Source organism: Streptomyces sp. NPDC107528 (assembly GCF_055639295.1).
On sequence record NZ_JBVKAV010000005.1, the window covers coordinates 379,802 to 400,940 of the forward strand.

General features: G+C 70.4%; 20 protein-coding genes. 11 read left to right on the plus strand and 9 right to left on the minus strand.

Annotated features, from left to right (window positions below; translation table 11 throughout):
* The first annotated feature begins 77 nt into the window (after positions 1 to 77).
* Genes ACZ7L5_RS18615 through ACZ7L5_RS18630 form a run of 4 tightly spaced genes read left to right on the plus strand, consistent with a single transcriptional unit; the run spans position 78 to position 3,418 of the window.
* Entirely contained in the window at positions 78 to 1,079 is a 1,002-nt protein-coding gene (locus ACZ7L5_RS18615) for a GDP-mannose 4,6-dehydratase (protein ID WP_383240731.1), read from the plus strand.
* Positions 1,080 to 1,111: 32 nt separating this feature from the next.
* Positions 1,112 to 1,825, plus strand: a complete 714-nt coding sequence (locus ACZ7L5_RS18620; RefSeq protein ID WP_471517846.1) for a nucleotidyltransferase family protein — start codon at positions 1,112 to 1,114, stop codon at positions 1,823 to 1,825.
* A 7-nt stretch (positions 1,826 to 1,832) separates the two neighbouring features.
* Entirely contained in the window at positions 1,833 to 2,759 is a 927-nt protein-coding gene (locus ACZ7L5_RS18625; protein WP_471517848.1) for an NAD-dependent epimerase/dehydratase family protein, read from the plus strand.
* Complete coding sequence (locus ACZ7L5_RS18630; RefSeq protein ID WP_471517850.1) at positions 2,756 to 3,418, plus strand: spherulation-specific family 4 protein; 663 nt, start codon at positions 2,756 to 2,758, stop codon at positions 3,416 to 3,418. The genes ACZ7L5_RS18625 and ACZ7L5_RS18630 overlap by 4 nt, the downstream gene beginning before the upstream one ends.
* A gap of 336 nt (positions 3,419 to 3,754) precedes the next feature.
* Here ACZ7L5_RS18630 and ACZ7L5_RS18635 read toward each other — a convergent pair whose 3' ends face one another.
* The 4 genes from ACZ7L5_RS18635 to ACZ7L5_RS18650 all read right to left on the minus strand — a co-directional run bounded on the left by ACZ7L5_RS18635 (position 3,755) and on the right by ACZ7L5_RS18650 (position 9,693).
* Complete coding sequence (locus ACZ7L5_RS18635) at positions 3,755 to 4,261, minus strand: GNAT family N-acetyltransferase (protein ID WP_471517852.1); 507 nt, start codon at positions 4,259 to 4,261, stop codon at positions 3,755 to 3,757.
* Positions 4,262 to 4,498: 237 nt separating this feature from the next.
* Positions 4,499 to 7,471 (minus strand): type 1 periplasmic-binding domain-containing protein, encoded by a 2,973-nt coding sequence (locus ACZ7L5_RS18640; RefSeq protein ID WP_471517854.1) that lies wholly within the window; start codon positions 7,469 to 7,471, stop codon positions 4,499 to 4,501.
* Between the two features lie 137 nt (positions 7,472 to 7,608).
* Positions 7,609 to 8,661 carry an alcohol dehydrogenase catalytic domain-containing protein gene (locus ACZ7L5_RS18645; RefSeq protein WP_471517856.1) on the minus strand — a complete coding sequence of 351 codons (1,053 nt, stop codon included), beginning with the start codon at positions 8,659 to 8,661 and terminating at the stop codon, positions 7,609 to 7,611.
* A 24-nt stretch (positions 8,662 to 8,685) separates the two neighbouring features.
* Positions 8,686 to 9,693, minus strand: a complete 1,008-nt coding sequence (locus ACZ7L5_RS18650) for an NADP-dependent oxidoreductase (RefSeq protein ID WP_471015014.1) — start codon at positions 9,691 to 9,693, stop codon at positions 8,686 to 8,688.
* Between the two features lie 218 nt (positions 9,694 to 9,911).
* Here ACZ7L5_RS18650 and ACZ7L5_RS18655 point away from each other — a divergent pair, with 218 nt between their 5' ends.
* From ACZ7L5_RS18655 to ACZ7L5_RS18665, 3 genes are all read left to right on the plus strand, one after another.
* The gene (locus ACZ7L5_RS18655; RefSeq protein ID WP_471517858.1) at positions 9,912 to 10,877 is read left to right on the plus strand and encodes a YihY/virulence factor BrkB family protein; all 966 of its coding nucleotides are present in this window, start codon (positions 9,912 to 9,914) and stop codon (positions 10,875 to 10,877) included.
* A 190-nt stretch (positions 10,878 to 11,067) separates the two neighbouring features.
* Positions 11,068 to 11,313 (plus strand): DUF5133 domain-containing protein, encoded by a 246-nt coding sequence (locus ACZ7L5_RS18660; RefSeq protein WP_471517860.1) that lies wholly within the window; start codon positions 11,068 to 11,070, stop codon positions 11,311 to 11,313.
* 249 nt (positions 11,314 to 11,562) lie between these two features.
* The gene (locus ACZ7L5_RS18665) at positions 11,563 to 11,784 is read left to right on the plus strand and encodes a hypothetical protein (RefSeq protein ID WP_471517862.1); all 222 of its coding nucleotides are present in this window, start codon (positions 11,563 to 11,565) and stop codon (positions 11,782 to 11,784) included.
* A 224-nt stretch (positions 11,785 to 12,008) separates the two neighbouring features.
* On the opposite strand, the gene ACZ7L5_RS18670 is transcribed toward ACZ7L5_RS18665, so the two are convergent.
* Positions 12,009 to 12,500, minus strand: a complete 492-nt coding sequence (locus tag ACZ7L5_RS18670) for an SRPBCC family protein (protein ID WP_471517864.1) — start codon at positions 12,498 to 12,500, stop codon at positions 12,009 to 12,011.
* A 354-nt stretch (positions 12,501 to 12,854) separates the two neighbouring features.
* On the opposite strand from ACZ7L5_RS18670, the gene ACZ7L5_RS18675 reads away from it, so the two are divergent.
* A complete protein-coding gene (locus ACZ7L5_RS18675) occupies positions 12,855 to 13,292 on the plus strand; it encodes a hypothetical protein (protein WP_471517866.1) in 438 nt (145 codons plus the stop codon).
* Between the two features lie 184 nt (positions 13,293 to 13,476).
* Here ACZ7L5_RS18675 and ACZ7L5_RS18680 read toward each other — a convergent pair whose 3' ends face one another.
* Together ACZ7L5_RS18680 and ACZ7L5_RS18685 are read right to left on the minus strand one after the other, a co-directional pair.
* Positions 13,477 to 13,950, minus strand: coding sequence for a hypothetical protein (locus ACZ7L5_RS18680; protein WP_471517868.1), 474 nt, complete (start codon positions 13,948 to 13,950; stop codon positions 13,477 to 13,479).
* Positions 13,951 to 14,134: 184 nt separating this feature from the next.
* Positions 14,135 to 15,073: a serine hydrolase gene (locus tag ACZ7L5_RS18685; protein WP_471517870.1), complete on the minus strand. Its 939-nt coding sequence runs from the start codon at positions 15,071 to 15,073 to the stop codon at positions 14,135 to 14,137.
* 338 nt (positions 15,074 to 15,411) lie between these two features.
* Between ACZ7L5_RS18685 and ACZ7L5_RS18690 the strand changes: the two genes are divergently transcribed.
* Both ACZ7L5_RS18690 and ACZ7L5_RS18695 read left to right on the plus strand, forming a co-directional pair.
* Positions 15,412 to 16,689 carry a cytochrome P450 gene (locus tag ACZ7L5_RS18690; protein ID WP_471517872.1) on the plus strand — a complete coding sequence of 426 codons (1,278 nt, stop codon included), beginning with the start codon at positions 15,412 to 15,414 and terminating at the stop codon, positions 16,687 to 16,689.
* A complete protein-coding gene (locus ACZ7L5_RS18695) occupies positions 16,686 to 16,907 on the plus strand; it encodes a ferredoxin (RefSeq protein WP_471517874.1) in 222 nt (73 codons plus the stop codon). The genes ACZ7L5_RS18690 and ACZ7L5_RS18695 overlap by 4 nt, the downstream gene beginning before the upstream one ends.
* A 734-nt stretch (positions 16,908 to 17,641) precedes the next feature.
* Here ACZ7L5_RS18695 and ACZ7L5_RS18700 read toward each other — a convergent pair.
* Positions 17,642 to 18,880 carry an FAD-dependent monooxygenase gene (locus tag ACZ7L5_RS18700; RefSeq protein WP_471517876.1) on the minus strand — a complete coding sequence of 413 codons (1,239 nt, stop codon included), beginning with the start codon at positions 18,878 to 18,880 and terminating at the stop codon, positions 17,642 to 17,644.
* Positions 18,877 to 20,283 carry an MFS transporter gene (locus ACZ7L5_RS18705; RefSeq protein WP_471517878.1) on the minus strand — a complete coding sequence of 469 codons (1,407 nt, stop codon included), beginning with the start codon at positions 20,281 to 20,283 and terminating at the stop codon, positions 18,877 to 18,879. Before ACZ7L5_RS18705 ends, ACZ7L5_RS18700 begins: the two co-directional genes overlap by 4 nt.
* Before the next feature lie 205 nt (positions 20,284 to 20,488).
* Between ACZ7L5_RS18705 and ACZ7L5_RS18710 the strand changes: the two genes are divergently transcribed.
* Positions 20,489 to 21,139, plus strand: a complete 651-nt coding sequence (locus tag ACZ7L5_RS18710) for a TetR/AcrR family transcriptional regulator (protein ID WP_471517880.1) — start codon at positions 20,489 to 20,491, stop codon at positions 21,137 to 21,139.

Here is a 21,139-nt window from a genome sequence, read left to right on the forward strand (position 1 = left end):
ACCCCTGGCAGACCGCAGACCCGCATCCCGTCCACGCCGGGTCTCCCGCCTGACGACCACTACGAAGGGACCAAGAGTTGACCTCCGCACCGCTCGCCGCCGTCACCGGAGCCGAAGGCTTCATCGGCTCGCATCTCACCGAGGCGCTCGTCGCCTCCGGCCACCGCGTGAGGGCCATGGCCCAGTACAACTCCTTCTCCTCCTACGGCTGGCTGGAGACCCTGCCCTCCGACGTCCTCGACCAGGTGGAGATCGTCCTCGGCGACGTACGGGATCCCGGCTCGGTACGCGGCCTGCTCGACGGCGCCGACTGCGCGTACCACTTGGCCGCGCTCATCGCGATCCCGTACTCCTACCAGGCCCCGCACAGCTACGTGGACACCAATGTCACCGGCACGCTCAACGTGCTGGAGGCGGTGCGCGCCCTTCGGACCCCGCGCCTGGTGCACACCTCGACCAGCGAGACGTACGGCACCGCGCAGACCGTGCCGATCACCGAGGACCACCCCATCAACACGCAGTCCCCGTACGCCGCTTCGAAGGCGGGTGGTGACCGGCTGGCCGACAGCTACCACGCCAGTTTCGGCACCCCCGTGGTGACGCTGCGGCCCTTCAACACCTTCGGCCCGCGCCAGTCGATGCGCGCCGTGATCCCCACGGTCATCGGCCAGGTGGCGGCCGGGCAGCGCACCATCACGCTCGGAGACCTGCGCCCCACCCGGGACTTCACCTTCGTCGAGGACACCGCCCGGGCTTTCCTCGCGGTGGGCACCGCGCCGGCCGAGCAGGTCGTCGGCCGCACCTTCAACGCCGGGACCGGCGGCGAGATCTCCGTCGGTGACCTCGTCGCGCTGATCGGCAAGGTCATGGACGCCCCCCTCGACGTCCGCGAGGACCCCGAACGCCTGCGGCCCGCGGCCTCCGAGGTGATGCGGCTCGTCGCCGACGCGACCCGGCTGACCGCGGCGACCGGCTGGCAGCCCGGCCACACGCTGGAGGAAGGGCTCGCGCGAACCGCCCGGTGGTTCGTCGATCCGGCCAACCTGGCCCGCTACAAGACCGGCATCTACAACATCTGACCCGCCCGGCACGTACCCGCAGGAGGTATGTCATGCATGCAGTCATCCTGGCCGGAGGAAAGGGCGTTCGGCTGCGGCCGTACACCACCGCGCTGCCCAAGCCGCTCGTCCCCATCGGGGATCAGCACGCCATCCTGGAGATAGTGCTGCGCCAGCTGTCCACGGCCGGCTTCACCCGCTGCACCATCGCCATCGGCCACCTCGGCGAGATCATCCGCGCCTACGTCGGTGACGGCACCCAGTGGGGTCTCAGCGTCGACTACGCCACCGAGGAGAGCCCGCTCGGCACCATGGGCCCCCTGCTCACCCTGCGCGACCGGCTGCCCGAGAACTTCCTGGTCATGAACGGCGATGTGCTCACCGACCTCGACTACGCCGACGTGCTGCGCAGGCACGAGGCGTCCGGCACACCCCTGACCATCGCCACGTACGCCCGCAAGGTGCACATCGACTTCGGGGTGCTGACCACCGACGCCAGCCGCGTCGTGGCCTTCACCGAGAAGCCCAGCATCGACTACCGGGTGTCCATGGGCGTCTACGGCGTCTCCCGGGCCACCCTGGACGGCTACACCCCCGGGCTGCCGCTGGGCTTCGACGAGCTGGTGATGGACCTGCTCGCGGCCGAACGCCCGCCGCACGCCTACGAGTTCGACGGCTACTGGCTGGACATCGGCCGCCCCGACGACTACGACCGGGCCAACGCGGAGTTCACCAGCCGCAAATCGCTGCTGCTCAAGGGAGCCTGAGGGAACCATGCACATCCTCGTACTCGGCGCCACCGGCTACCTCGGCACGCACATCACCGAGTACCTGCGCGCCCTGCCGGACGCGCGGGTCCTCGTCGGCGGCCGCTCGTCCGCCGCCGACATCGGGGTGGACCTGGCCGCCGACCGTCCGCAGGACCTGGCGGCGGCCCTGGCCGAGGTCGCGCCCGACGCCGTCGTCAACTGCGCGGGCGCGACCGGGGGCGACGCCGTCACCCTCGCGGAGGTGAACGCCCGCGGTCCCGCCGTGCTGTGCGCGGCACTGCGGGTCGCGGCGCCCGGGGCCCGCCTGGTCCATCTGGGCTCGGCCGCCGAGTACGGGCCCGCCGAGGCCGGAGCACGGGTGACGGAGTCGGCGGCGACCCGGCCGGCCGGCCCGTACGGCGCAACCAAGCTCGCGGGCACGGTTGCGGTGACCGCGTCCGGGCTGGACACGGTGGTGCTACGGGTGGGGAACCCGGTGGGCGCGGGGGCACCGCCCACCGGGCTGCCCGGCCGCGTCGCCGCTCTGCTCGCGGGCGCCGGGGACGACCCGGCGGCGACGCTGCGACTCGGTGACCTCTCCGCGTACCGCGACTTCGTGGACGTACGCGACGTGGCGCGGGCGGCCCAACTGGCGGTCACCGCCGCGGGACCGCTGCCGCCGGTGCTGAACATCGGCGGCGGTGACGCCCGCCCGGTGCGGGACCTCGTGCGGGGGCTGGCGGACGCGGCAGGCTTCCGCGGCCGGATCGACGAGGCGCAGGGCACCGCATCCGTCCGCTCCGCGCAGGTGTCGTGGCAGTGCTCGGACATCACCGCCGCCCGCCACGCCCTGGGCTGGTCGCCGTCCCACGCTCTCGACTCGTCCCTGGCGGCACTGTGGGCGGCCGTCCGCCCACGGGCCCGCAGCGCCGAGGGGGCACCGGCGCGGTGAGCCTGCTCGTCCCGCTGTACGTGCATCCGGCCGAGGACCCGGGCGCCTGGCACCGGCTCATCACGCGCGCCGCGCGCACCTACGCCGTCGTACTGAACCCGGCGAACGGCCCCGGCCGCGCCCCCGATCCGGCGTTCGTCAAGGCTGCCGAGGCACTGCGCGCGGCGGGAGCCCGTCTGCTCGGCTACCTCGACACGGACTACGGAGCCCGTGAACACGCCGAGATCACCGCGGATCTGCGCCGGCATCAGGAGTGGTACGCCGTCGACGGCTGCTTCCTGGACCAGGTGCCGGCAGCCCCCGACGCACTGCCGGACTGCCGCCGCCTGGTCCGCTCCGCCCGCCGGCTCGGGGCCTCCACCGTGGTCCTCAACCCCGGCGTCCATCCCGCACCCGGCTACGCCCGGCTCGCCGACCTGACCGTCACCTTCGAGGGCCCCTGGTCGAGGTACGTGTCGGACTTCAGCCGCCCCTCGTGGACCGAGCGGCTGCCCCCCGACCGACTGTGCCACCTGGTCTACGGCGTACCCGAACCGCTCGTGCCACTCGCCCTGAGGACCGCGCAGGAGCGGGGCGCGGGCGTGTGCGGCCCGGTGACGGGAGAACCACCGAACCCCTGGTCCGGGCTGACGCCGGCGCTGACCGAGGGGGAGAGCTGACCGAGGGGGACAGGTGAGGCGAAACGTCCAGGCCGCCGCAGCCACCCCTGCTGACCCTGGCTGATCCGACCGCGTCCCTCGTCATGCCGCGTCGGCCGTGAGCCGGCCGATGACCCTGATTGCCTGCCGTCGAGTGGCCAGGCGGCGGGTTCCTGCTGTCCATGGCGGCATGCGCCGTGCGGACGACGTCGACGGGGGAGGCTCGGTGAGGCCCAGTACGAACGCTTCGCCGCGTTGACGAGTACCCCGCGCCCTGCCGTACGCAGGTGCTCGATGACCAGGCCGGCAGACGTCGCGGTGCGAGGCCGGATGCCGTGGCCTCGCACCGCGGGACGGTCAGATGCCGAAGGGTGCTGCGTAGTGGACGGTTCCGCCGGGCAGCGGGTGGGTGGCGTCCAACGTGAGGGCCATCAGGGCCTCGTCGGGTACGTCGATGGTCAGGCCGATGCCGTGGGCGGAGGCGCGGTCGAAGCCGAACCGGGGGTAGTACGTCGGGTGCCCGAGGACGACGACGTAGTGCTCGCCCTTGTCCTTGGCCGCTGCGAGTGCGGCGCGGATGACCGCGGAGCCGGCGCCGCTGCTTTGCTGCTCGGGCCGCACGGCGCACGGGGCCAGGCACAAGGCCGGGACGTCGCCGATGTGGCAGCGGGTCAGCAGGGCGTAACCGACGGGGCGGCCGTCGTCGTCCGTGGCGACGAGGGACAGGCCCTCGATCCAGGCGGGGTCGGCGCGCAGGGCGTCGACGAGGTCGGCTTCCGAAGACGTCGCGAACGCGGCGAGGTTGATGTCGCGGACGGCGGGGACGTCGGCGCTGGTCTCAGCGCGCGTGATCCAGTTGCGCATGATGGATGATGATCCGTTTCCAGGTGGTGTTCGTGCAGGCGCCCCGCGAGCTCACGCTCCCAGCGAGGGCGGACAGGACGGTGTCAGGCCACGGCCCGGGACGTGAGGGAGACCCGGACACTGCGCATGGTGGCCACGAGCGCGGTCATCAACCCCACCTCCCTGTTTCTCTGATCACCTGTGGACACGAACAGCCGTCAGCATACACAGGGCGCCTGCGTGAGGTGCCGGGTGGGATCACTCCTCCCGGCACACCGTACGAGGGTCGGCCCCCTTGCGGCCCGGCGGTGCGGAGAGCGGCTGGTCGCTGCCCGCGGGCCGCCCGCACACGGTCGCCGAGCGCACCTTGTGGTCGCGATAGGTCACCCGTACGATCTTGTAGCCGTGCCCCCGCTGGTCGGCGTAGGGCTGGCTGCCGGCGAAACTGACCGTGCCGACCGGCAGGTTCGGGTTGGGCCGCCAGCGCAGGTCGGCCCAGGTCTCCGGTGCGGTCTGCGGGGCGTCGCCGTTCTTCGAGGCCCGGTACAGCACCGCGGTTGCGCTGTAGGCCAGCACCGACTGACCGCTGGAGAACAGCGGGTCGTCCCACGGCCGGGCCGGGTCGGCGAGCGCCCTCGTCGCCGCGCCCGCCGGGAGCAGCTCGCTGAGCACGCGGTGGGAGTCCTGGTAGAAGCCCGTCGCGCCGACGAGGTCCATCGGTGCCAGCGCGAAGTGGTAGAGGGTGACCTCAGGAGGGATGCGCAGACTCTCGCCCTCGTCGTAGTTGCTCTTGGTCAGGTCGTCGCCGGTGAACACGGTCATGGGCCGACCGGAGCAGCCGGGCGTGGACCCGAGTTGGGACATCAGGTTGGGCACGTCCTCCACCCGGCCCGCGAAGTACAGGGCCCGGGGCACGGGTTGACTGGCGCAGATCGCCTCGACCGGGTCGGTGAGCTCCGGTTCGCCGTTGGGGCTGAGCCGGTAGGACCGGGAGGGCTGCAAGGTGAAGCCGGCCCGGTCCAGCATGCCCTTGCCCACTCTGGCCTGCTCGGTCGTGTAGAAGTCCTTCTCGCTGCCGACCTTGCGGGCCAGCACCACCGCCCGGTCGCCGTCCTCGCGCCGGGCGAGCTGCCTGGCGACGACGAGCATCGCGTTCGCCTCCTCCTCGTCGGTGGCGGCCAGCCCGAACCAGTTCGACAACTCCCGCGCCAGATGGCTCCCGGAGTTGGTGGTGCTCACCACGGGCAGGCCCGCGCCCTTGAGGATCTCCACGGCGTCATCGCTCTCCGTGGTGTCCCGTCCGAGGCCGACGACGCCGACGACCGACCTGTCGCGCCGGGCCAGTTCGGCTATGTGCCGGGCCATGGGCAGCACCTGGAGCATGTTCTCGCCCGCGTTGGCCAGCAGGACTCTTATCTTCGTCGGCTGGTGGGTGCTGACATTGGCGTAGCGCTGGTAGAGGTAGACGCCCGTGATCTCCTCCAGCCCCTTGCGGGTGCCGGACTCGTCGGCCGCGGTGACCGGGCCGGCGTAGACGATCGTGACGTACTTGTCCTTCGCGCCGATCTTCGCGTTCTCGGCCCGGATCGCCTGCTCGACGGCGTCGAAGGTGATGCCCTTGCCGGCGCCGTACAGTTCCAGCGCGTTGCCCGCGGCCAGCCGTACGTCCCCGGTCGCGACCCCCACGCACTCGCCGCCCACCAGGACGGAGTCCGTGTTGGAGCCGACCAGCCGGCCCTCGCAGTAGCGCTGGGCCATCCACCGGTTGCCCAGGAAACCGAGGCAGAGGGCGATGGCGAGGACCACCGCCAGGCAGGGCCTGGACCACAGCAGCCAGGCCGCGGTACGGCGGATCCTGGTGGTGGAGTGCTGTATGGAGTGCCGGCGGACCAACTCGTCGGTGGACAGCGGTATCCGCAGGATCCACGGCAGCGCGGCCGCCCGCCCGGGGGACTGGCCGACGTTGAGGCCGGTCACCCACTCCTGGTACCTGGCGTCCGCCCCGAAGAGGCGCTCCGGATCGTCGCCTGCGGACCCGGCCGGATACGGTGCTGCGGGCAGGCTGGGACCTCGGGCAGGCAGGCCGGGCGTCTCGGATCCCGGCGGGCGCAACCGCTCGGCCGCCGGGATCGCGGCCAGTACCAGCAGCGGGTCCACTTCACTGCGACGGCTTCGTACGTTGCTGATCGCCCGCAGCAACAGCAGTCCGCCGTCGTCCTCGGTGGCGCACGGCAGGTACACCACGGGCGGGACCGTGCGCTTTCGGCGCCGCAGGTCCAGTGTCCGCGGCCGGAAGTTCTCGCGGAGATCCTCCAGCAGCGCCAGCACCCGCAGCTCCAAGTGGAACTGACGTGCCGTCATGTCACCGGCCTCGGCGGCGACGACCTGCTGGGCGGCTGCGAAGGCCCGGCCGCGGATGGTCGCCCAGGACTTCGTGGGCCGCCACCGCGACCACTCGGCGGCGGCCGGGCGGTCGCTTGAAGGCGCCAGGAACGTGGTGGTCGCGAACCACCGGCTGGCCCGCCGCAGCCACAGCAGCGGCGGCGCGCTGCGCGCCAGCAGATGCGCCACACCGAACGCCGCCAAGGCCAGGGCACCGCCCCACACAGCCGTCTGCCAACCGCCCTCGCCCAACAGCACGCTCAGGCAGGCGATGAACATCGCCCCCACGAAACCGGACGGGTTCACCACGGCGCCGACGGTGTCGGCCAGCCCCGAGGCGCGGTTCGACTCGTCGGCGCCGTCCGTGTCACGCCCCGGCCGCCAGCGCAGCTCGGCCAGCCGTCGCATCAGCCGTTCGCGGCGCTGGGCGGCGGACCACACCGTGCTGACCTCTCCGCCGACCTCCGGCGCGGCCTGCTCGATGGCCCGCAGCAGCCGTGAGCGCGGAAAGGCGAAAGGCTTGTACTGGGACTGGTTCTGGTTGTCCCAGGGGTGCTCACACAGCTGGCGCACCATGTCGATCGCGGAGGAGTAGGCGTCCACGCCGCCTGAGCCGTCCAGCCGCTTGGCGATCAGCCCCCGCGGCTGATGGCCCTGGCGGACGAACTCCACGACCTGCTCGACCCGCCGGTCGAGCGTGCCGGTGTCGTCCTCCTCGGTGGCCTGCAGGACCACCAGCGGCGTCACCGGAGGGTGGTCCCGGAAGTTGTCGATGAGTCGTCTCATCAACGCGAAGACGGCGTCCGCAGCCTCGATCCCGGCGCTGCCGCTCCACACCTCTTTGCTCACTCGCTCCGCCCCCGTCGCATCCGCCCGACCCGGGCACTCCCGGATCCGATGGAGATACCCACGCCCAAACACCCTGCACCGAAAGGACGTTGCGATTCTCGCGACGCTGCACCGGCCGGCGTGTGGGCCGGTCGAGGTCAGCCGGTGGGATCGAGAAGGATCTTGCGGACCCCGTCCGAGCGGTCGGCGAAGAGTTCGTACGCGGCAGCGCCCTGGGAGAGGGGGAAACGGTGGGACACCACGACCTCCGGCTCGATCCGGCGTGCCTGGGTCAGCGCGATCAGGGTCGGAAGCTCGTAGTGGATCGAGCACAGACCGATGGCGAACTCGAGTTCCTTGATCTGTGCAAGTCCCATGTGGAAGGGGAACGCCTTGCTGTGGCTGACGCCGATGACACTGACCCGGCCGGCCTGCCGGACCGCCTTGAGGGCGAGCTCGATGGTGGCGTCCGAGCCCACGGCCTCCACCACCGCGTCCGGGCCACGACCCCCGGTCATCTCCCGTATGGCGGCCTTCGTGTCCTCGCCCTCGACCGGTTCGACGCCCAGGGATGCGGCGAACGCGCGTCGCTCCGCGACCAGGTCGGCACCGAGCACCCGTGCGGCGCCCATCGAGAAGGCGGACTGCGCGGCCATCAGACCGACGGGACCCAGACCGATGACCAGCACCGTCTCGCCGGGCTGGATCCGGGCGCGACGGCAGCCGTACCAGGCCGTCGGAGCATTGTCCGTCAGGACGACGGCAGCCTCGTCGGAGATGCCTTCGGGCAGGTGCACCAGGTTGATGTCGGCGTAGGGCACCGCGAGCGCCTCGGCCTGGCTGCCGGGGAGCTGCGGGCTCACGCCGTAGCAGAGCTCCGTACTGGACTTCGCGTTCTCGCAACGGGCGGTGAACCCGGCCGCGCAGGACCGGCACCGGGTGCAGCCGGCCGAGGCCGGAACGAGGACCCGGTCGCCGGGCTTGAAGCGGGTGACCTGGTCGCCGATGTCGACGACCACGCCGACACACTCGTGTCCGGGTGTGTAGCCCAGTTCCGGACTGAACGGGTTGCCCTGGTAAATGTGCAGGTCACTGCCGCAGATACCGGCCGTGGTCACCTGGACGACCGCGTGGGTGGGGCTCGTGACGGCCGCATCGGGGACGTCCGTGAAACGGATGTCGTGACGGCCGTGGTAGGTAAGTGCCTTCATCGGAACGCTCCTCCCCCTGCCGGCTCAGTCCGCGATCTTCAGCACGAGCTTGCCCTGGTTCTCACCGCGGAACAGGCGCATGAGGGTGTCGGGGAACGCCGCCACGTCACCGGACACCACGTCCTCAAGTGACTTCAGCCTGCCTTCCTTCCGCCACGTGGCCATCCGGGCGATTCCCTCGGCGTATCGGTCGGCGTAGTCGAAGACGACCATGCCCGTCATGGTGGCCCGGTTGACCAGCAGCGACAGGTAGTTCGCGGGGCCCTGCGGCTTGACGCTGTTGTACTGGGAGATCGCGCCGCAGACGACGACGCGGGCGCCGCGTGCGAGCCGCAGAAGTACCGCGTCCAGGACGTCGCCGCCGACGTTGTCGAAGTACACGTCGACGCCGTCGGGGGCGTGGGTGCGCAACGCCTTGCGGATGTCCTCGTTCTGGTAGTCGATCGCGGCGTCGAACCCGAACTCGTCGACCAGCAGCCGGCATTTGGCCTCGCCGCCGGCGATGCCGACGACCCGGCAACCCATGATCTTTGCGATCTGACCGACGACGCTGCCGACCGCTCCCGCCGCACCGGAGACGACGACCGTCTGGCCCGGCTCGGGACGCCCGATGTCGATCAGTCCGAAGTAGGCCGTCAGCCCCGACATGCCGAGGGCGCCCAGGTACGTCGGCAAGGGGGCCGCCGCCGGATCGACCTTGATCACATCTCGTCCGTCCGACAGGCAGTACTCCTGCACGCCGAACGACCCCGAGACATGGTCGCCGACCGCGAATCCGGAGTGCCCTGAGGCGATCACGCGTCCCACCGCACCGGCGCGCATGACCTCACCGATCTCCACCGGGCGGATGTAGGACCTGCCCGCGTTCATCCAGCCGCGCATCGCCGGATCGATCGACAGACAGAGCACCTGCACCAGGAACTCCCCGTCGCCCGGCTGCCCGATCGGCTCCTCCACGTGCTCCCAGTCGGTGGACCGCGGCTCGCCCACGGGACGCGCGGCCAGACGCACCTGGTGGTTGGTTCGGCTCATCTTCGGCGACTCCTCAGTCCTCGCGGTGACCAGGTCGGCGGGCATACCATCCGGTCGGTATGGCCCGTGAGCGTACGGTGCCGAGGCGCGCGAGGCAAGGTATGCCGGGCTCGAGACGAGGACCCGGCTTCGGGGCATACCTGAAATCCGAGGTCGGACGAACGGGTTCGGTGGGCATTCGGTCAGGGAACAGCCGTACGACAAGGAGGGGCGACGCCATGGGTACCGCCGTCCACGTGCCACAGACCCGGGACATGATCGGGGAGGAGCTCTCCGGAGACGAGGCGTTCGCCGCCCTGCGCCACTACGGGGGGCTGCGGCTGCTGGCCGACTCCTTCGCACGGTTCCGTTACGCGGACGGGTTCACCAACGCCCGAGCGCTGGCCTTCCAGGTGGTGCTCGGGCTGGTTCCCTGCACCGTGGCACTTGTCGGCCTGGCGACGTCGGTGCACACCGAGGGCGTGGGCCGGGTCGTCGAGCTCACCCTCGGCCGGATCGTGCCCGGCGCGAGCGCGGAGATCGTCGCGGACGCCTTCGACGGGACGCGGCGCACCGCGCACGGCGATGTCTGGAGCACACTCGCCCTGTGGCTCGGTCTGGGCTTCGCCCTCCTGAACCTCGCCTCTGCCATGGGCCAGATCGAGCGTGGCGCCAACCGCATCTACGGCATCGAGCGCGACCGTCCCTTCCCCCGCAAATACGCGCGGGGGATAGTTCTCGCGATCGCCGCCGGTCTGCCCCTGGTCCTGGGGTTCGTCGCGCTCGTCGCCGGTGAGGCCGTGGGCGAGGCGGTGGCCGAGACCGCCGGCTGGGCGGACAGTGTGCCGCAGTGGTGGAGTGTGCTCGACATCCCGCTGGGCCTCGCGCTGGCCTGGGTGGCCTCCGCCGTGATCTTCCGCTGGTCGCCGCGGCGCGTCCAGCCCGGCTACACGTGGCTGGCCTTCGGTTCGGCCGTGCACCTGTTGCTGTGGGTGGCGGCCACCTGGTTGCTCGCGCTGTACGTCAAGGAGAGCGGTGCCTTCGGTGCCGTGTACGGCCCTCTCACCGCCTTCATCGCCCTGCTGCTGTGGGCCAACCTCACCGCCGTCGCACTCTTCCTCGGCATCGCGTTCGCCGCCCAGCTGGAAGCGGCCCGCGCCGGCATCGAATCACCGGTGCAGCCCGACCCCGGCCCGGGCAGGTGAGGCCGGCCGCCCGGTCGTTCCTCCGCGCGAGGGATCGCGGCGGTCCGCAGGCATAGACCTTTCCAGGCGGGGCACTTGGAGTTCTGCTCGGCGCCATCTGTGTCGATCACTGGCGTGAGCCATGTATGCAGTCTGTCCCTCGCGGCGGCGTCGGCCGCCGAGCGAGCTGTGCTTCGAGAGAGGAATCGCCATGCTCCTTCCGGCTGAGAAGGAACTGCGTACCGCGCTGGCCCGATTCGCCGAGGCGCGCATCGCACACGACGTGCTCCCCACCGGTCGCACCAGCCGCGCTCTCGAAGATGCCACGTACACGCTCTGCGTGATCACAGGCGCCTGCACGGCCGACGACGCTCTGTTCGCAGCGGATGCACTGCTGCAGAGGTACCGCGCCGACCGTGAGGGCCCCACGCAGGAGGACAAGACGCTGGCCGCGTAGGACGGGAGACGGGACGACCTGCGTCACGAGCCGGCGGCTCCCGCGGAACGGCATGTGCATCGACGAGTCAGCCCGCTCCCACGCAGAGATCGACGTGATCATTGACGTGACCCACACGGGGAGGACTGGGACTCCGCCACCCCTACGGCCCTCGGACCCCCGAGCCGGAAGCTCGCCGCGAGTCGGGGCGCCGCGGGTGAGCAGTACGCCGTGGTGCTGCGGGAGCGAGGGCGCCCGCGGTCGATCGCCGTGCTGTACATCGCAGGGGCGTACGGCTGTCTCGGCGTGCGGGTGTACGTCGCCCGCCTCCAGCCGCTCGCCCGGCCAGTGGGGGGAGTCCGATCGGCGGGTGACTCCGGACTGCTCCGAGCGGAGTCCACGAGTGGTGGACGGACGGGACTCACCGACCTCGGCGAGCACGGCGCCGGCCTGGGCGATCGCTTGGTGGCTCGCGACCCCGAGGCAGGCTGAGCTACTGCGGCCGGCCCGGCCGGGCGAGCGCGGCTCTGATCGCCGGCCACTCCGGACGGATGCCTGGATGGCTGCGGAGCGTTTCGCGCGCCGCAGTGCCGGCCTCGCCGCCTTCGGCGACGGTCACCTCCAGACAGCGCCGGTGGAGCTTGCCCCAGCGGTCGTCTACGAACGAAGGGAGATCAACACGCCACGCCGTCAGATGCCTGACCGGTTACGGCAGATCAGTCCGTCGCTTCGCGGACATCCTTTCCCTGCTCGGCGAACGCCTTGAAGTCCTGCATGTGCTGTTGCGACTGCTTGCGGAAGGCGCCGGGCATCAGAAGTCCCACCACCTTCATCAGAAAGCCGCTGAACCGGTATTCGTTCTCGCACTCCCAGAGCGTCGTTTCCGGGCCGGCTTCGGTCAGCCGGTCGCGCACGGCGCTCCACATGCCCTCGCCGACGATCTCGCGGTCGAAGTGAACGACGCTCGCTTTCGGGATCTCGCGCAGGTCTGCCGGTTCCCGGCGTGTGATGGTCTCGGTGCACTCCATCTTCCGCTGGCCCATCTGCATCACGACCCGCGACTGGGTGCCGAGCTGCCCGTGCTCCCCACTCAGCGGCTCGTGCAGCACCAGGCCCCGCAGCCATTTCGGCAGGTGTACCGGGTCGGCGAGCAGCTGGGCCACCTTCTCCCGCGGCAGGGCGATCTCGAGGGAGACGGTGTATTTCATGGGGCGCATCGTTCTTTTCCTTCTAGGTGTGGGACAACGTGCTTTGTAATGCTCCTCATGCTCCTCGGCTGAGGGCACTGCATTCTGTGTCCGTAAAGTAGAGGGCAGACGTGTGATCAGCGGTTGGGTGCCAGAGGATGCGTTCACTGTGCGATCTCGGTACGCATTGATGAGCTTACGCAGTGCGGGAGCGGCCCTTCGCCCTGGCGATTCGTAATTGTCATCGTGGGTGCGAGCGCCGATGGCGCCGGTCAGCCCACCGCAGCAGGAATGTCAGGCCGGGTCGGTTCCGTAGAACATGGTGGTGGCCTCGACTGCGACCGCGACGTGCTCTGGTTTGCCAGCGCCGGCCAAATGAGCCTGGCCCCAGGCTGCGGCGTCTTAATATTGCTCAAGGCCCGGATCATGCTGCGCGAGTGGGCAAAGGGCCAGCACCTGCTGTGGCAGGCCAGCCAGGTCGAGGGCCGTTCTTCGATCGACCTCGACGCCCAGGCGCACGCACGACGCGGTCCTGTCCCTGACCGAACTCGGCGACGACGAGACCCGCTCCGAACGGGGCACCCGATGACCGAGGCCCCGCTTGCCGCGGTCCCTGTCCGCCCTCCCCCTGGGACGTCGGACTTCCCGACGTCCCAGGCCCTGCTCACCAGTCGCGACATCCTGCTGCTCGGCACCTCCGGCGGCCTGCTCCCCTCCCGATCCGCGTTCCTCGTCCTGCTCAGCGGGCTTCCGGCCGGCCGGATCGGCACGGCGATTGCGATGGTGGCGGCGTCGGAGTGGGCATGGCGATGACCCTGACCGGCGTCGGCCTCGCGGTGCTGCGCGGCCGTGAGGCCATCCTCGAATGAGCTTCGGCCTCAGCCGTGCGGCGCACTTGGAGCAGCCGCCTCCCGGCCGTCTCCGCCGGGGCCGTGGTCATCGGCGGCACCGTGGCATCAGCCGCCGCCGCGGGCCGCGTCCTGGCACCGTGAACTTCCTACCGGGCCGGCGCCGTGAGGTCGTAGCCGCCCTGGATCACCTTGGAGTGGGCGGCCGGCGCCATGCACTTGCTCAGCAACGGCTCGCCGGCCGCGGTGCCTCCGGAGAGCCCGATGCGGCTGGGACCGCTGCCCTCGCCCTCTCCCACGTAGAAGCTGATCCCGATGCGGACGTGCCGCTTCAGATAGTCGTCCCAGGCACCGACGTTGCCCCCGGTGCGCACGAGGCGTCCGGTCACGGTGGCGGTGGGGCCGCCGCTGGTCAGGCAGGCGACCTTGAAGTCACCCCAATTGACCTTCTCGGGCTCGCCATTGGCGGCAGGCATCCGGTGGTGGATGCGGAAGCTGCCCCAGGCCTTGTCGGGCGTGGTCCAGCCGATGCCCTTGAAGGTGGCGTGAGCGTCGACGGTGACCTGGATGTCGTGACCGGCATCGGGGTAGTCCATGCGGCCCCAGCCCTTGAGGCTGGACATGAGCGCCGCGGAGGAGGCAGAGGCCCGGGGGGGGTGTCGGGCGTGGCTGCGGGGACCGTTGCCGCGGAGGCCATCCCCGCGGGACGCAGTCCCGCCCGGCCGGAGCCGACGCTCCGACCGGGCGGGATCTGCGACTTCGGGCGGTGGAGCGGTGCCCTCACACTCTTCCCTGAACTCTTCCCTCTCACTGCGGCCAAGGCCGGGCGTGTGTGCTGGCCGCGCCGATCGCCGCTCTCGCCGCCCGTTCGACGAGTGAGATCCCGCTTTCCATCGTCGGGTTGCCGTCGCTGAGGACCGAGACGAGATACCGGTGCCCGTGGACCGTGACCTGACCGACGCTGTTGATGACCCACAGGTCGGTCGTGTTCCGCCGTAGCCAGCCGTTCTTGAGGGCCCATCGGGAGCCGGGGGAGCGGGCGGCGGACACCCCCCAGTCCTGGTCGTCCGTGATGCCATCCATCAGGTCCCCGATGGAGGCACGGGATGCCCGGGTCAGCCCTCTGGGTGCGGGGGGAGCCCATCGGCCCTCGGCGAAGACCGCGCGCAACAGCTTGACCTGGTCCGTCGCGGTGGTCTGGGTGAGGCCCCAACTGATGCCGCCTTGCGTCGAGGAGAGCCCCAGGCGCTCGTTCGCCGCGTCGAGGCCTTCCGCCCTGCCGATCGCCTGCCACAGGACGTTCGCCGCTTCGTTGTCGCTCGTCCGGATCATCTCCTCGGCGTGGAGGCGCTCCGGGTACGTCAACTCGCGGCCCTCGTCCTGTGCCTGGAGCAGCAGCGCCGCGAGGATGTTCACCTTGCTGATGCTTGCGGTGTCGAACGTCGCCTCCTCGCCGTACGACGTGATCTGCTGGTAGGCGCTGTCCAGGTCGAGCACCGCCACCGCCAACCGCGTGTCGCCGTCCGGCAGGACCGGCCTGAGTGCTCGCGCGAGAGTGCCACGCAGGTTCTCGCGCGGCGCCGCGGCCAGCCCGGGGGCCGGCGCGCCCGCCCGCGCGGAAGGCGTCTGCGCCTCGCGGGGCGCCTCGGTGGCGGAGCAGGCGGCGAGCGACGCCACGACTGCGGTGGCGGCGCCGGCGGCGCAGACCCTCAGAGTGTGCGCGAGGCGCTCGTGTGTCGGGTGCATTCGGTTGGGCTGTCCGTCGGGCATGGCAGGGCAGGCCTCGGTGTTCCTGTCGGGGCGGCGGAGAACAAGCAGAAAATATGACAAACGAGTTGTGATGGTGGTGATTGACATCAGGATCGGCGTGTCGGGCGCCCGCGGGTGGCTCCCGCATGCTTTCGACCCTTGCCTTCGCGGTCATTCATTGCAACGAACCGTTGCATTCAGCGACAAGGCCATTGCATCAAATTGGCGCTGTTGACCTGGGAATACGCGTTCTTGCACATTGACCGAACTGTGAATGCAACGTAGCTTTCGGGAAGCTTCAAGCCACCCGCGACATCGCGAGATGAGGAATGGGCATGAGCGAGTCCCTCCACACCGTCACGACGCTGCCGACGCAGCGTCAGTCCGGCTGCCCCTTCGACCCGCCGACAGAGCTGCTCGATGCCCGTCGGCACGGCCCCATCAGCCGCTTCACCCACGAGGGAGGAAAACCGGGCTGGCTGATCACCGGATACGACCTGGTCCGGTCGGTCCTGGCCGACCCGCGGTTCAGTTCCCGCAAGGAGCTCCTGAACGTGGGCGACTTCGAGGTCCCTCCGGCGCCGCCCGGCGAGTTCCTCCTCATGGACGAACCGCAGCACGGGCGCTACCGCAAGCCGCTGGTGGGCAAGTTCACGGTACGAAGGATGCGGCTACTCACCGAGCGCATCGAGCAGATCACCGCCGACTGCCTGGACGCCATGGAGAAGGCCGGGCCGCCGACCGATCTGGTGAGCGCGTTCGCCAAGCCCATCCCGACCATCGTCATCTGTGAACTGCTGGGCGTGCCGTACCAGGACCGGGGCTCATTTCAGCAGCAGATCGACACGTTCATGGGAGGGGAGACGAGCGACGAGGAACTGATAGCGGCCTACACCGCAACCCAGGACTACCTTGCCCAACTGGTGGCCGCCAAGCGCGCGAACCCCACCGACGACGTGCTCAGCGAACTCACCGACAGCGACCTCACCGATGAGGAGCTGAAGGGGATCAGCCTCATCCTGCTGGCCGCCGGATTCGACACCACCGCGAACATGCTCTCCCTCGGTACCTTCGCGCTGCTGCAGAACCCGGCACAACTGGCCGCGCTGCGCGCCGACCCCGAGCTCACCGACAGGGCCGTGGAGGAACTGCTGCGGTATCTGAGCGTCGCCAAGACGTTCATGAGGACGGCCCTGGAGGACGTCGAGGTGGGCGGCCGGACCATCGAGGCGGGCACCACCGTCGTCCTGTCCTACAACACCGCCAACCGAGACCCCGAACGCTTCGCCGACCCCCACACGCTGGACCTCCAACGGCCGGACACGGCCGGGCACCTGGCCTTCAGCCACGGCATCCACCAGTGCCTGGGGCAGCAACTGGCCCGCGTCGAGATGCGGGTCGCCTTCCGCGCGCTGGTCGACCGGTTCCCCACACTGCGTCTGGCCGTACCGGCTGAAGAGGTCGGCCTGCGCCCGGAGACCGCGGACATCTACGGAGTGAAGAGCCTCCCCGTCACCTGGGACGAGGAGGAGTCGGACGAGGAGGAGTCGGACGAGGCGGAGTCGGACGAGGCGGAGTCGGACGAGGAGGAGTCGGACGAGGAGGAGTCATGACCACGACGCACCTGCGCGTCGACCGCGAGCGCTGCATCGGCGCCGGCATGTGCGCACTGACCGCCCCTGAGGTCTTCGACCAGGATCCGGACGACGGCCGTGTGCTCCTGCTGCACGCCGACCCGCCCACCGCCCATCGCCAGGCCGCACAGCTGGCCGTCGGCGTGTGCCCCTCCGGGGCGATCACCCTCCACGGACCGAAATCCAGCGGCCCCTGACGCACGGGCCACCGCGGCCGGACCCAGGAACCCGAGCCACTCGTCGGCGGGGTCTTGCGTGTGTACTCGGCCCTGGCCCACGTGAGCGGGCGTAGCGCCGAGAGACAGGAGTCGCGCAGCCAATTCCGCCCAGAACCGGCCGACCGCCGAGTCGTCGGCGCCCGCGACGGCCGCCGCGTCATCCAGGCATCACTCGCTCTCGACCGCCGGTTCGCGGGAGAACGACTCCCAGCGGTCGAGCTCGGCCAGGCGGGAGCGCAGCGAGCTTCGGATCCCCTCGACCGGGTCCGCTCCGACGGCCACACGCAGGGGCGGGGCTCCTCCATCTCCACGACCGCCGTAATGGCGTTGGCCACCTGCTCGGGGTCGACGAAGGCCTCGGCCGGCAGCGCGGAGAAGTCCGTGCGGGACTTCCCCACGGTGTGTACACCTCGTTGGGGGCGACGATGTGGGCGGAGGCGGCGAAGTCGGTGCCGAGTTCGTCTACCTTGCCGATCCGGGCTCCCGGTCCGAGGAAGCCTTGGCCGTCCTGTCGTCCTGTCGTCCTGGGCCGCCGGTCCAGAGCCATGCCGACGAGCGCACGACGGCCCCCGACTCCCATCAGGGGACCGAGCGGCGGCGGAACACGGCCGGGTAGCGCTCGTCGTCCGGTCGCCGGACGGGACCTTGTTCGAGTCAGGGACCGGGCTGCCGGCCCCGACCGCCGGCGACGCCCGTCATGGGCCCGCGTGCGCTCACGTCGTGGGCGTGAATTCGGGCAGGGTGAGAGCCGAATGGGCCGGTCGTCCCTCCGCGGCGGGCATGGCGCTGAGATTGCGCAGCATCTCGTTGCGCAGCTCCAATGCCTGAACGGTGGTCGGGAAGAGTGCGGCATCCCCCTCGCCGACCAACTCCTGGTTCACGGTCACGAATTGACGGGTGTTGTGTTCGTAGGCTGCGAAGCCCGCTGCGTGGTCCCGGTCGGCAAGGGAACCGGCGAGCATGTACGCGCCGACGAGCGCGAGACTGGAGCCTTGTCCGGTGAGGAACGAGGGCGCGTACGCGGCGTCGCCGACCAGCGCGACCTTGCCGCTGGACCAGCGGGGCATGCGGATCTGGCTGACCCCGTCGAAGAACAGGTCGTCGGCGTCGCGCATGGCGGCAAGCATGCCCGGGACCTCCCAACCCGCGTCGGCGAAGACCGCTGTGACCAGGTCCCGTTGGGCTTCCGGGTTCCGGAACGCGTCGTACGGCGGTTCCGGGTGGGCGAAGTTCAGGAAGGCGTGCACGTCGGCGTTGTCTCCCACGGCGTAGAGCACCGCGGCCCTGCCCGGGGTGTTCCACAGCACGGCCTCGTGGGAGAGCCCGAAGGTGTTGCGCATGGTGAACCCGGCGAAGCAGTAGCCGAGATATCGGTGGAACTGCTTTTCTGGGCCGAACAGGAACTCGCGGGTACGTGAGTGCAGACCGTCCGCGCCGAACACCATGTCGAACGTACGCCTGCCGCCTCCGCGGAAGGTGACGTCGACCCCGTGACCGGACTGGTCGAGGGTGTCGATGGAGTCGTTGAACAAGAACTCCACGTCGTCACGGACCGCCACGTACAGAGCGCTGGTCAGATCCCCGCGCCGCACCTCCAGGTCCCGCCCCGCGACACCGCCGGTGACGGTGTGCGGGTTCACCGAGGTCACCTCGCTGCCGTCCTCGTGGAGGAAGGTCAGCCGGCGCAGGTCGACGTGCGCGTCCCGGAGGAGCGGCAGGATTCCCATCCTCCGGACGACCTCAAGGGCGGTGCCGCGTACGTCGATGGGATACCCACCGCCACGAAGTGAGCTCGCCTTCTCGACCACCGTGACGGCGAATCCGTAGCGGTTCAGCCAGAATGCGAGGGCGGGCCCCGCGATGCTGGCCCCCGATATCAGGACGTTGCGCCTCGGCGCCGTACGGATGCCCCTCGACTCCGCCGACTCCCTCGACAGGTCGGTGCGCGTCATTCCTTGACTCCTTTGCTCATGGTCCGGACGACAAGCAGGCACAGCGCCGTGACGGCGCCGGCTAGGACGAAGCCGGTGACGAAGGCCCATTCGGCTGGGACGTCCGACCCGGATGGGGTCGCGGCGGTGAGGATCGCTCCGCTGACCTGCACACCCACGGCATAGCCGAGCACGCGAGTCACCAGGACCAGGCTGGTGGCGATGCCGGTGTCGCCTTGCTCGACGGACGTGGCGGTGCCGGTCACCAGCGCCGTGACGCACAGACCGTTGGCAAGCGCGATCATCATCTTGGCGATGACGATGTGCCAGACCTCGGTGTGCACGGCGGCCAGGGCGATCAGGGCGGCGGCCATGATGACGATCCCCGCGGTGACCACGGCGCGCGAGCCGAAGCGCCGCGTCCCCATGCCACCCATCGGCCCGGCCAGCGACGCCGCCACCGCGCCGGGCAGCAGATAGAAGCCGATCCGGGTGGCGTCGGCCCCGAAACCGTATGCGTCGGCGGACACCGCGAACAGTTGCGGGACGAGATGGACCGGCACCGCGGTGCCGACGCAGATCAGGAACGTCAGCAGACACGACTGCCACACCGCGGGCCGTGCCAGCATGCGCAGATCGACCATCGGCGAGGCCGCACGACGTTCCACGGCGATCCATCCGGTCGCGAAGGCGGCCAGAACCACGATGAGGGCGCCGAGCACGAGCGGCTGCGCGCCGATGTCCGGTGCCAGCGCGAGCACGAGCATGAGCGTGACCAGCGTGCCGCTCAGGAGAAACAGGCCGGGCCAGTCGATCCCGGTGTCGCCCGACCGGCCGGACCGGCCCGGCAGATCGCGCGGCATCAGCCTGTTCACCAGCGCGGTGGCCCCGATGACCGCGATCGTCGGCAGCGCGAACATCCAGTGCCGGGACAGCCCTTCCGCCACAGGCCCGGCCGACAGCGTTCCCGCCATCCCGCCGCCCACGAACAACCCGCTGACCACCCCGATGGCGACCTTCGACTCTCCCGCGGGGAGGTGTTCGCGCACCAGAATGAACGACAGGGGCAGCGCGCCCACCATCGCTCCTTGCAGTACCTGGCCGAGCAGCAGCACGGGCAGGCTCGGCGCCAGGGCGGACACCAGGCCACCGGCCGAGACCACCGCCATCAGCCGGACCAGGACCCGTTTTCCGCCGTAGCGGTCGCCTAACTTGCCTGCGACCGGTGTGATGAGCGCGCCCGTGATGAGGAGCACGATGCTGAGTAACGCCCCTTCGGCCGGACTCATGTCCAGGTCCCGTTGCAGGAGCGGGAGCGTCGGCGTCACCACCGACTCCAAGGCGCCGGTGGCGACTGCCAGCAGGCCGAGAGCCGCGACAGCGGGCTTTCCGATGCGGACCGGGGGAGCGAGCGTTGCGGTCATGGACGTCCTTTCCGTCATGCCGGGCGAGGTGCGCTGGGTGCTCTGTGGGCAGGTCGGGTGCCGCCCTCCGGCGTGAACCCGGGGAAGTGGCAGCCGAGTTGGCGCATGCACGGCTCCGCCCGGCGGAGCGGGTCGACGAGTGAGGTCCTCGCGATGAGCCGAGATTACACTACACCGTGCAGTGTAGGACGGGTAAGATGGGGCCATGCCGACCACGAAGACACTGCGCGAGGGGTCCACGCCGAAGCGGGCCGCCATCCTCTCGGCGGCCCAGGAACTGTTCCTTGCCGACGGCTTCGACCGGTCCAGCGTCGACGCTGTCGCCGCCCGGGCCGAGGTGTCCAAGCGGACGGTCTACGACTACTTCGGCGACAAGCAGACGCTGCTGAAAGCGGTCGTCGACGCCGTCGGCCAGTCGCTGATCACCACGATCCGACGCACCCTCGACGAGACCCTCACCGCCCTCACCGAGGACGCCGAACTCGAGGACGCGCTGGTCACGTTCTCGATGCGGATCGCGACCGACATGCTCGGCTCGGCGGAGTACGCAACGCTGCAACGACTGGTCCGGGCAGAATCCGCCCACTTGCCGAGCCGGGGCTACAACTCGATGGCCGACACCCCCGACGAGGCAATCGCCGAGCGGTTCGCCGCCCTCGCCGCCGCCGGGCTGCTCGAGGTCCCCGACCCCCGCCTCGCGGCCGACCAGTTCATCGCGCTGACCTTCGGCGTCGCCCTGGACAGACTCGGTTCGGCGAACGCCGCGGAGGATGCCCGCGTCCGGCCCCTCATCGTCGAGGGAGTGCGGACGTTTCTCCGGGCCTACCGGACCAGGCAGGGCGGGCCCGTCTCGTAG